This window comes from Streptomyces sp. NPDC001493 (genome assembly GCF_053597235.1).
On the sequence record NZ_JBSFHV010000037.1, the window covers coordinates 53,792 to 63,085 of the forward strand.

Consider the following 9,294-nt stretch of genomic DNA (forward strand, 5'->3'; position numbering starts at 1 on the left):
AGGAGAACCATGTCACCCCGGCTCGACGGTTCGCGTACCCACGACGCGGCGTCGGCATGTCCTCAGGGACCGACCAATTCCGACTCCCCTGCCATCGGCGCCGTACCCGGCCCGCGCAGAAGCTCCGACGGCACCGCCGCCGGAGGCACCATCCCCCTCGCCGCCCCCACCGGCGAGAAGGCCGTCCACGGCCGCGAGGCCGCCCCCGGCGAAGAGGACCCCAGCGACGGAGAGGTCCCCATCGGCGACGGCTTCGAAGGATTCGAGGGTCTCGAAGGACTTCCCGAGATCCCCTCCCCCGCGACCGTCGGAGCGCTGGACGCCCGCGCGCTGTCGAAGACGCTCTTCGAGCGGCTCGACACCCTGGAGGAGGGCACCCACGCCCACGCGTACGTACGGAACACCCTGGTCGAGCTGAACCTCGCCCTCGTGCGGTTCGCCGCCACCCGGTTCCGCACCCGCAGTGAGCCGATGGAGGACATCGTCCAGGTCGGCACCATCGGGCTGATCAAGGCGATCGACCGGTTCGAGCTGAGCCGGGGCGTCGAGTTCCCGACCTTCGCCATGCCGACGATCATCGGCGAGATCAAGCGTTTCTTCCGCGACACCAGCTGGGCCGTGCGCGTGCCGCGCCGCCTCCAGGAGCTGCGGATCGACCTGGCCAAGGCGGGCGACGCCCTGTCGCAGCGGCTGGACCGCGCGCCGACCACCGGCGAACTCGCCGAGCACCTCGGGCTGACCCGCGAGGAGGTCGTGGAGGGGCTGACCGCGAGCAACGGCTACAGCGCCGGCTCGCTGGACGCCCAGCACGACGACCACGAGAGCGAAGGCTCCCTGGCGGACCGCATCGGCTACGAGGACCACGGGCTGGAGGGGATCGAGTACGTCGAGTCCCTCAAGCCCCTCATCGCCTCGCTGTCGGACCGCGACCGCCTCATCCTGTCGCTGCGCTTCGTCACCAACCTCACCCAGTCGGAGATCGGCGAGGAGCTCGGCATCTCCCAGATGCACGTGTCCCGCCTGCTCTCACGGACGCTGGGACGGCTCCGCGAAGGGCTGACCGTCCAGGAGTGACGCGCCCTTCCCGTGCCTGTGGCCGCCCGGAGTCTCCGGGCGGCCACACGCGTGTCCGGGCGGCGCTTCCGGGCACCGCTCACACACGCGGACGCCGCGCCGCTCACACCACGCGGACGCCGCGCCGCCAGACCCCGGCGGCCAGCGGGACGCCCGGCCGGTAGGCGAGGTGGACGTGGCTGGGCGCGTCCAGCAGCAGCAGGTCGGCGCGGGCGCCCGGGACGATCCGGCCGACGTCGGTGCGGCGCAGGGCCGCGGCTCCGCCCGCGGTGGCGGCCCGGACCGCCTCGTCGGGGGTCATGCCCATGTCCCGTACCGCGAGGGCGACGCAGAACGCCATCGAGGAGGTGTACGACGAGCCCGGGTTGCAGTCGGTGGAGAGGGCGACGGTGACCCCCGCGTCGAGCAGCCGCCGGGCGTCCGGCCAGGCGGCGCGGGTGGAGAACTCCGCCCCGGGCAGCAGGGTGGCGACGGTGTTCCCGGCGGCGAGGGCGTCGACGTCCGCGTCGTCGAGGTGGGTGCAGTGGTCGGCCGAGGCCGCGTCCAGCTCCACGGCGAGCCGCACGCCCGGACCGTGGCCGAGCTGGTTGGCGTGTACCCGGGGCAGCAGGCCCTTCGCCTTCCCGGCGGTGAGGACCGCGCGGGCCTGGTCGCCGTCGAAGGCGCCCCGCTCGCAGAAGACGTCGATCCACCGGGCGTACGGGGCGCAGGCGTCCAGCATCGGGCCGGTGACCAGCGCGACGTAGCCGGCCGGGTCGTCCTCGTACTCGGGCGGCACCACGTGGGCGCCCAGGAAGGTGAGCTCGTCGGTGAGCCCGGCGGCCAGGGCCAGGGCGCGGGCCTCGTCCGCGACGGTGAGGCCGTAACCGGACTTGGTCTCGAAGGTGGTGGTGCCCTGCCGGAGCCCCTCGTCGAGATGGCGTACGAGCCCGGCCGCGAGCTCCTCGTCGGTGGCGGCGCGGGTGGCGGCGACGGTGGTCCGGATGCCCCCGGCGGTGTACGGGTGCCCGGACATCCGGGCGTTGAACTCCGCGGTGCGGTCGCCGGCGAAGAGCAGGTGGGAGTGGGAGTCCACGAACCCCGGGAGCACGGCCCGGCCGCCCGCGTCGACGGCGCGGTCGGCGGCGGGTGCCCGCGCCGACTCGCCGGTCCAGGCGATGCGGTCGCCGTCGATGACGACGGCCGCGTCCCGGACCAGGCCCAACGGGGTGCCGTCCCCCTGGGAGGGGTCGTTGGTGACCAGGCCGGAGATGTGGGTGAGGACGGTGCTCGTCATCGGGGCTGCTGCTCCAGTCGCTCGCGCTTGCCGGGGGTCACTGGTCGCGTGTCGGTCGCGGAGGGCCGCGACGGGTCGCGTGTCAGTCGCGGAGGGCCGCGACGGCGTCGGCGAGCGCGGCGGGCACGTCGTCGATTCTCGTGTGGCGGCCGTCGCGTACGAGGTGACGGCCCGCCACCACCGTGTGGCGTACGTCCGCGGCGCTCGCCGCGAAGACGGCGGCCTCGGCGGCCAGCCGGTCCACGGGTCCGGCGGTCCTGACGGAGTCCATGGCGACGGTCGTCAGGTCGGCCGGGGCTCCGGCGACGAGGCTGCCGCCCTCCGGCCTGCCGAGGGCGGCGTGGCCGGTCGCGGAGGCGGCGCGGAGCAGGGCGGCGGCGGTCCAGTGGCCCCGGATGTTCGTCCGCAGCCGCTCGTTCAGCTCCATGGCGCGCGCCTCCTCGAAGAGGTCGATCACGGCGTGGCTGTCGCTGCCGAGGGAGACCGGGGAGCCGGCGCGGTGCAGGGCGACGGCGGGGCCGATGCCGTCGGCGAGGTCCCGTTCGGTGGTGGGGCACATGCAGGTGCCGGTGCCGGAGGCGCCGATCAGCCCGATGTCCTGCCGCGTCAGGTGGGTGTGGTGGATGCCGGTGGTGCGGGGGCCGAGGACGCCGTGGTCCGCGAGGAGCCGGGCGGGGGTCCGGCCGTGGGCGGCGAGGCAGGCCTCGTTCTCGGCGGTCTGCTCGGAGAGGTGGACGTGGAGCGGGGCGGCGCGGTCGGCGGCCCACTGGGCGACGGTCTCCAGCTGGTCGGCCGGGACGGCCCGTACGGAGTGGATGGCGGCGCCGATCAGCGCGTGGCCGCCGCCCCGGAGCTCGGCGGCGCGTTCGGCCCAGGCGTCCGCGGTGGTGTCGGAGAAGCGGAGCTGGTGGCGGTCGGGTTCCTGGCCGAATCCGGCGGCGAGGTAGGCGGTGTCGAGCAGGGTGATGCGGATTCCGGCCTCGTCGGCGGCGGCGATCAGCGCCTCGCCCATCGCGTTCGGGTTGGCGTAGGGGGTGCCGCCGGGGGCGTGGTGGAGATAGTGGAACTCGCCGACGGCGGTGATGCCCGCGAGGGCCATCTCGGCGTAGGTGGCGCGGGCGAGCGCGAAGTAGCTGTCGGGGGTGAGCTTGGCGGAGACCCGGTACATCCGTTCCCGCCAGGTCCAGAACGTCCCCGAGCCGACCTGCACGGTGGAGCGCAGGGCCCGGTGGAAGGCGTGCGAGTGGGTGTTCGCCAGCCCCGGCAGGGTGAGGCCCCGCAGGACGGTCGCGCCGGGCGGCGGGGTTCCGACGCCGGTGCGGACGGCGGTGATCAGCCCGTCCGCGACGTCGAGGGCGACCCCGGGTTCGACGTGGGTGCCGAGCCAGGCCTGGGAGAGCCAGTACGTCGTCACCTGCATGCGAGACCCTCCAGTACGTCGGCGAGTGCGGCGGCCCCGGCCACGCAGTCCTGCTCGCCGGCGTGCTCGGCGGGCGAGTGGGAGACGCCGGTGGGGTTCCGTACGAACAGCATGGCGGTCGGCACGGAGGCGGACAAAATACCCGCGTCGTGTCCCGCTCCCGTGGCGAGGACGGGTACGGGGCGGACCGGGTCTCCGCCCGTCCCCTCGCGGCCCAGGATGCGGGCGAGTTCGTCGCGCAGGGCGTGCTGGAACTCGACGACGGGCGTGAAGGACTCCCGTACGACGTCGAGGGCGACGCCCGCCCGTTCGGCGTGGTCCCGGGCGGCGCGTTCGACGGCGGCGGTGAGGGCGTCGAGGGTGGCGGCGTCGGCGGCGCGCGAGTCGAGCCAGCCCCGGACGAGGGACGGCACCGCGTTGACGCCGTTGGGCTCGACGGCGACCTTGCCGAAGGTCGCGAGCGCACCGGCGAGTTCGGCCTCCCGGCGGGCGGCGAGGACGGTCTCGGCGTACGGCGGCATCGGGTCGCGGCGGTCGGCGAGGAGGGTGGTCCCGGCATGGTTGGCCTCGCCCCGGAAGTCGTACCGCCAGCGGCCGTGCGGCCAGATGGCGGAGGCGATGCCGAGGGGGTCGCCGGTGCGGTCGAGGGACCGCCCCTGCTCGACGTGGAGCTCGACGAACGCACCGATACGGGCGAGGCGTTCGGGGTCCGGGCCGATGGCGTCGGGGTCGTACCCGGCGGCCTCCATCGCGCGGGGCAGCGTGACGCCGTCGGCGTCGGTGAGGAGGTGGGCCTGCTCGCGGGTGAGCCGGCCCGCCGCCAGCCGGGAGCCGGTGCAGGCCACTCCGAAGCGGGCGCCCTCCTCGTCGCCGAAGTTGACGACCGCCAGCGGCCTGGTGAACTCCGCTCCCCGGTGGCGGAGTTCGTCCAGCGCGGCGAAGGCGGAGACCACCCCGAGGGGGCCGTCGAAGGCGCCGCCGTCGGGTACGGAGTCCAGGTGGGAGCCGGTGACGACGGCGTCCCCCGCCATGGGGTCGCCGAGCCAGGCCCACTGGTTGCCGTTGCGGTCGGTCTCGTATCCGAGTCCGCGCGCCTCGGCCTGGCCGCGGAACCAGGCCCGGCAGTCGGCGTCCGCGCGGGTCCAGGCGTAGCGGCGGTAGCCGCCGGAGGCGGGGTGGCGGCCGAGGGGGGCGAGCTCGCGCCACATCTCCCGGAAGGCCGCTTCGGCGTCCCGGCCGGTCATCGGTGGTCCGCGCGATGCGCGGCGCTCTCGTCGTCGCCGGTCCCGGGCCGCCCCGGGCCGTCCGTCCCGTCGCCCTCCCGCATGGGGACGCGGACGCCCCGTTCCTCCGCGACCCGCTCGGCGCCCTCGTACCCCGCGTCGACATGGCGGATGACGCCCATGCCCGGGTCGTTGGTGAGCACCCGGCGGATCTTCTCCCCGGCGAGCGGGGTGCCGTCCGCGACGGTGACCTGCCCGGCGTGGAGGGAGCGGCCCATGCCGACCCCGCCGCCGTGGTGGACGGAGACCCAGGACGCCCCGGAGGCGACGTTGACCATGGCGTTCAGCAGGGGCCAGTCGGCGATGGCGTCCGAGCCGTCGAGCATCGCCTCGGTCTCCCGGTACGGGGAGGCCACCGAGCCGCAGTCCAGGTGGTCGCGGCCGATGACGAGGGGGGCGGCGAGTTCGCCGCTCGCGACCATGTCGTTGAAGCGCTCGCCGGCCCGGTCGCGTTCGCCGTAGCCGAGCCAGCAGATCCGGGCGGGCAGGCCCTGGAAACGGACGCGTTCACCGGCGAGTCCGATCCAGCGGCGGAGCGACTCGTTCTCCGGGAAGAGGTCGAGCATCGCCCGGTCGGTGCGGTGGATGTCGGCGGCCTCGCCGGAGAGCGCCGCCCAGCGGAACGGCCCCTTGCCCTCGCAGAAGAGCGGCCGGATGTAGGCGGGGACGAAGCCGGGGAAGTCGAAGGCCCGCTCGTACCCGGCGAGTTGTGCCTCACCCCGGATCGAGTTGCCGTAGTCGAAGACCTCGGCCCCGGCGTCCATGAAGCCGACCATCGCCTCCACGTGCCGGGCCATCGACTCGCGGGCCCTGCGGGTGAAGTCGGCGGGCTTCTCGGCGGCGTACGCGGCCATCGCGTCGAACTCGACACCGGTCGGCAGGTACGCCAGCGGGTCGTGGGCGCTCGTCTGGTCGGTGACGATGTCGACCGGCGCCCCGGCGGCGAGCAGCTCGGGCAGGATCTCGGCCGCGTTGCCGAGGAGCCCGATCGAGAGTGGCCTGCGGGCGTCGCGGGCCTCGGTGGCGAGCGCGAGGGCGTGGGCGACGCCGTCGGCCCGTACGTCGAGGTAGCGGTGTTCGATCCGGCGCTCGATGGCGCGCGGGTCGCAGTCCACGCAGATCGCGACCCCGTCGTTCATGGTGACGGCGAGCGGCTGGGCGCCGCCCATGCCGCCGAGTCCGGCGGTGAGGGTGATGGTCCCGGCGAGGGAGCCGCCGAACCGCTTGGCGGCGACGGCGGCGAAGGTCTCGTAGGTGCCCTGGAGGATGCCCTGGGTGCCGATGTAGATCCAGGAACCCGCGGTCATCTGGCCGTACATGGTGAGGCCGAGCGCCTCCAGGCGGCGGAACTCCTCCCAGTTCGCCCAGTCGCCCACCAGGTTGGAGTTGGCGAGCAGCACGCGCGGCGCCCACTCGTGGGTCTGCATCACGCCGACCGGGCGGCCGGACTGGACGAGCATCGTCTCGTCCTGCTTGAGGGTGCGCAGGGTACGGACCATGGCGTCGTAACTCCGCCAGTCCCGGGCCGCCTTGCCGGTGCCGCCGTAGACGACCAGCCGGTCGGGGTGTTCGGCGACCTCGGGGTCCAGGTTGTTCTGGAGCATGCGCAGGGCGGCCTCCTGCTGCCAGCCCAGGGTGCTCAGTCCGGTGCCGCGCGCGGCCCTGACGGGGCGGGGTCCTGACATGGTGCGCCTCCTTGCTCGCGGGGTGCGTCCCGGCGGGGGTTCTCCTCGCGGAACGCGTCCCGGTGGGGTTCTCCTCGCGGGGTCCCGGCCGAGGGCTTCGACAGGGGAACCCGCGTGGGACTCAGCCGTGGGCCCGAGCCGTGGACTCGACCATCCATTCACATCCTGATGCGCTGAATACTTCTAGTCAACGGTGCGCCACCGGACACGCGGACGCCCGGGGAGGCGGGGCCGCCGGGGCGAGGAGGTGGCCGGGGCGAGACAGCCGGGACGAGACGGTCGGACGACCGGAGCGATGCGGCCGAAACTGAGCGGTCGCGAACGGGCCGAACAGTTGACACGTGCCACACCGGCACCCCTCCGGAGCCTCCGCCGCTTTCACGCCATCCCGGCGCTTTTCGGACAGCAACGACTTTCACCCACTCACCCTCCGGACACAAAGCGGCGGATACCGCAGGTAACCGGAGCAGATCGATCAACCATCGGCCGGACCTTCCGTCCGCATCCCTCCCTTTGTCAGACTTCTCCCTTACGCCTTCTCCCCAATTCCCTTACACCGCCCGCCGCATGTACCACTGGAAAATGCCGAACCGCCCCCCAGGGACCGGCCACGGTGCGTAGCCTCTGGTTCACAGCTCCGAACGCCATTGCCTGGAGGGGAAGCCGCGGTGCCGGGAATCGACGAGTGCCTGCTCGAAGTCATGAGGCTGCCCGGAGCCCGGGGCGCCGCGGTCGTCGACTGGACGAGCGGCCTCGCCCTCGGCACCATCGGCGATTCACCCAACGGCGACCACGAGGCGACCGCGGCGGAGACCGCCGAGGTGGCCCGGATGGCGGCCGAGCAACCCGCCTTCACCCTCAGCCCGTACACCGACGGCCGGACGGACGCGGGCGTCCGCACCGGACTTCCGGTCGAGGACGTCATCATCACGACGCACACCGGCTACCACGTGATCCGCTTCGTGGAGACGGTCTTCGACAGCAGCGTCTTCCTCCATCTCTGGCTCGACCGGACCGAGGGCAACCTGGCCCTCGCCCGGATACGCCTGGGCGAGCTGGCCGAACGGCTGGTCCTGGCATGAGCACCAGGACGACGCCCCCCGAGATGGACCAGGCAGCCGTCCTCTCCCCGATGCTCCAGCGGCTCGCCGCCGAACGCGCCACCGGCGCCCTGATGCGCGACCGCGGCACGCTCTACCTCGCCGACGGGAAGGTGGTGCACGCGGAGAGCCCCTCCACCCCCGGCATCGACGTCCTGCTCACCGCGGGCGGGGCGCTGCGCCACGAACGCTGGTGGGACGCGGTCGCCCAGGCGGGGGCGGGCCAACGGGTCGGCCGCTATCTGGTCGACAGCGGCCATGTCCCGGGCGGGGCGCTGGAGTTGTGCCACCTGGGCGCGCTCTACGACGCCGCCTTCTTCGTCCTCGCACCCACTCGTACGCCGACCAGGTTCCGGTACGGCGTGTCCCACTGGATCGGCCCGGTCCGGCCCGTCGCCGTCGGTGCCGTCGAGCGCGAGACGCTCCGGCGCCGGGAACTGCTGGACCGGATCTGGCCGGACGCGCTGACCGACAGCTCCCCGCTCGTCCGCGCGGCGCACCCGCTGGACACCCCGGTGCCGTCGCGCCAGCGCCATGTCCTGGAGCTGGTCGACGGCGTACGGACGGCCTCCGACATCGCCCAGGTCCTGGGGCGTTCGGCCTTCCACACCCTGGTCGACCTGCGGAGGCTCGCCGCCGCCGGGCTCGTCGAGCCCGTCCGCAAAGCGGTGCTGCCGGGGGCGGCGTCGCCCGGCCGGGTCGTGCTCCCCGATGTCACGTCCGACCCGGACGTCGCTCTGCTGCGCCGGCTCCGAGATGCATTGGAGGGCTTGTGATACGCGCGCTCAGACAGCGTGCCGGGAGGAGACAGCTGATGGTGCCCGAGGCTGAACTGCAGGACGTCCTCGACGAACTCCAGCGGTTGCGGGCCCGGGTGCCCCTCATCGGCGGTGCGCTGGCAGCCAGCACCGACGGCCTGGTGCTGGCCCACGACACCCCCGGCGTGGAGGCCGAAGGGGTCGCCGCCCTGACCGCCGCCGCGCTCGGCGTCGCGATCAGGATGACGGAGGCGACCGGCCGCGCCGGGTTCCGGGAGCTCCTGGTCCGCGGGGAGTCCGGCTACATCGCGACGTACGCCGCGGGCTCGTCCGCCGTACTGACCCTGCTCGCCGAGGACCGTATCAACGTCGGCCGCCTCCATCTGGAGGGCCGCCGGGCGAGCGCCCGGGTCGGGGAACTCGTCGACGCCGCCCTGGACCGCGTCGAGCGGACCCCGCCCCCTCCTCCGGCCCGCCCCGCGCAGTCCCGCGCGTTGCCGCAACGCCCCGTGTAGGGCGGCGGGACCGGGCCGGGGCGCCCCCCCCCACACTCCACAGCCAGGACTGAACCATCACGCAGAAGAGGAACCGGTCATCCCGACCGGTCAGGGAAAGGAAACGAGCACTCATGGCCAACACCGAAACCGCGCTCAAGGAAGCGATGACGTCCATCGAGGGATCCCTCGGTGTCGCTCTCG

At 73.8% G+C, this 9,294-nt stretch carries 8 protein-coding genes; 4 read left to right on the plus strand and 4 right to left on the minus strand.

What is annotated here, in order from left to right; translation table 11 throughout:
• Positions 1-9: 9 nt before the first annotated feature.
• The gene (locus ACWCWD_RS34140; protein ID WP_450779054.1) at positions 10-1,074 is read left to right on the plus strand and encodes an RNA polymerase sigma factor SigF; all 1,065 of its coding nucleotides are present in this window, start codon (positions 10-12) and stop codon (positions 1,072-1,074) included.
• Positions 1,075-1,177: 103 nt separating this feature from the next.
• Here the strand turns inward: ACWCWD_RS34140 and hutI are convergent, their stop codons facing one another.
• The 4 genes from hutI to hutU all read right to left on the minus strand — a co-directional run bounded on the left by hutI (position 1,178) and on the right by hutU (position 6,738).
• Positions 1,178-2,350: an imidazolonepropionase gene (gene hutI / locus ACWCWD_RS34145; protein WP_450779056.1), complete on the minus strand. Its 1,173-nt coding sequence runs from the start codon at positions 2,348-2,350 to the stop codon at positions 1,178-1,180.
• A gap of 82 nt (positions 2,351-2,432) precedes the next feature.
• Positions 2,433-3,770, minus strand: a complete 1,338-nt coding sequence (locus ACWCWD_RS34150; protein WP_450779058.1) for a formimidoylglutamate deiminase — start codon at positions 3,768-3,770, stop codon at positions 2,433-2,435.
• The gene (locus ACWCWD_RS34155) at positions 3,761-5,014 is read right to left on the minus strand and encodes an allantoate amidohydrolase (RefSeq protein ID WP_450779060.1); all 1,254 of its coding nucleotides are present in this window, start codon (positions 5,012-5,014) and stop codon (positions 3,761-3,763) included. Before ACWCWD_RS34155 ends, ACWCWD_RS34150 begins: the two co-directional genes overlap by 10 nt.
• Positions 5,011-6,738 carry a urocanate hydratase gene (hutU, locus tag ACWCWD_RS34160; protein WP_450779061.1) on the minus strand — a complete coding sequence of 576 codons (1,728 nt, stop codon included), beginning with the start codon at positions 6,736-6,738 and terminating at the stop codon, positions 5,011-5,013. The genes ACWCWD_RS34155 and hutU overlap by 4 nt, the downstream gene beginning before the upstream one ends.
• 668 nt (positions 6,739-7,406) lie before the next feature.
• Between hutU and ACWCWD_RS34165 the strand changes: the two genes are divergently transcribed.
• From ACWCWD_RS34165 to ACWCWD_RS34175, 3 genes are read left to right on the plus strand one after another with little or no spacing between them, the layout of a single operon-like run.
• On the plus strand, positions 7,407-7,820 hold the full coding sequence (locus ACWCWD_RS34165) for a hypothetical protein (RefSeq protein WP_450779063.1): 414 nt from the start codon (positions 7,407-7,409) through the stop codon (positions 7,818-7,820).
• Positions 7,817-8,614: a transcriptional regulator gene (locus tag ACWCWD_RS34170; protein ID WP_450779064.1), complete on the plus strand. Its 798-nt coding sequence runs from the start codon at positions 7,817-7,819 to the stop codon at positions 8,612-8,614. The genes ACWCWD_RS34165 and ACWCWD_RS34170 overlap by 4 nt, the downstream gene beginning before the upstream one ends.
• Before the next feature lie 38 nt (positions 8,615-8,652).
• Complete coding sequence (locus tag ACWCWD_RS34175; RefSeq protein ID WP_450779066.1) at positions 8,653-9,111, plus strand: roadblock/LC7 domain-containing protein; 459 nt, start codon at positions 8,653-8,655, stop codon at positions 9,109-9,111.
• The last annotated feature ends 183 nt before the right edge of the window (positions 9,112-9,294 follow it).

Bases quoted from the DNA above. Each gene is read 5' to 3' on its own strand.
- ACWCWD_RS34140 (WP_450779054.1), top strand. From the start codon at position 10: ATGTCACCCCGGCTCGACGGTTCGCGTACCCACGACGCGGCGTCGGCA.
- hutI (WP_450779056.1), bottom strand. From the start codon at position 2,350: ATGACGAGCACCGTCCTCACCCACATCTCCGGCCTGGTCACCAACGAC.
- ACWCWD_RS34150 (WP_450779058.1), bottom strand. From the start codon at position 3,770: ATGCAGGTGACGACGTACTGGCTCTCCCAGGCCTGGCTCGGCACCCAC.
- ACWCWD_RS34155 (WP_450779060.1), bottom strand. From the start codon at position 5,014: ATGACCGGCCGGGACGCCGAAGCGGCCTTCCGGGAGATGTGGCGCGAG.
- hutU (WP_450779061.1), bottom strand. From the start codon at position 6,738: ATGTCAGGACCCCGCCCCGTCAGGGCCGCGCGCGGCACCGGACTGAGC.
- ACWCWD_RS34170 (WP_450779064.1), top strand. From the start codon at position 7,817: ATGAGCACCAGGACGACGCCCCCCGAGATGGACCAGGCAGCCGTCCTC.
- ACWCWD_RS34175 (WP_450779066.1), top strand. From the start codon at position 8,653: ATGGTGCCCGAGGCTGAACTGCAGGACGTCCTCGACGAACTCCAGCGG.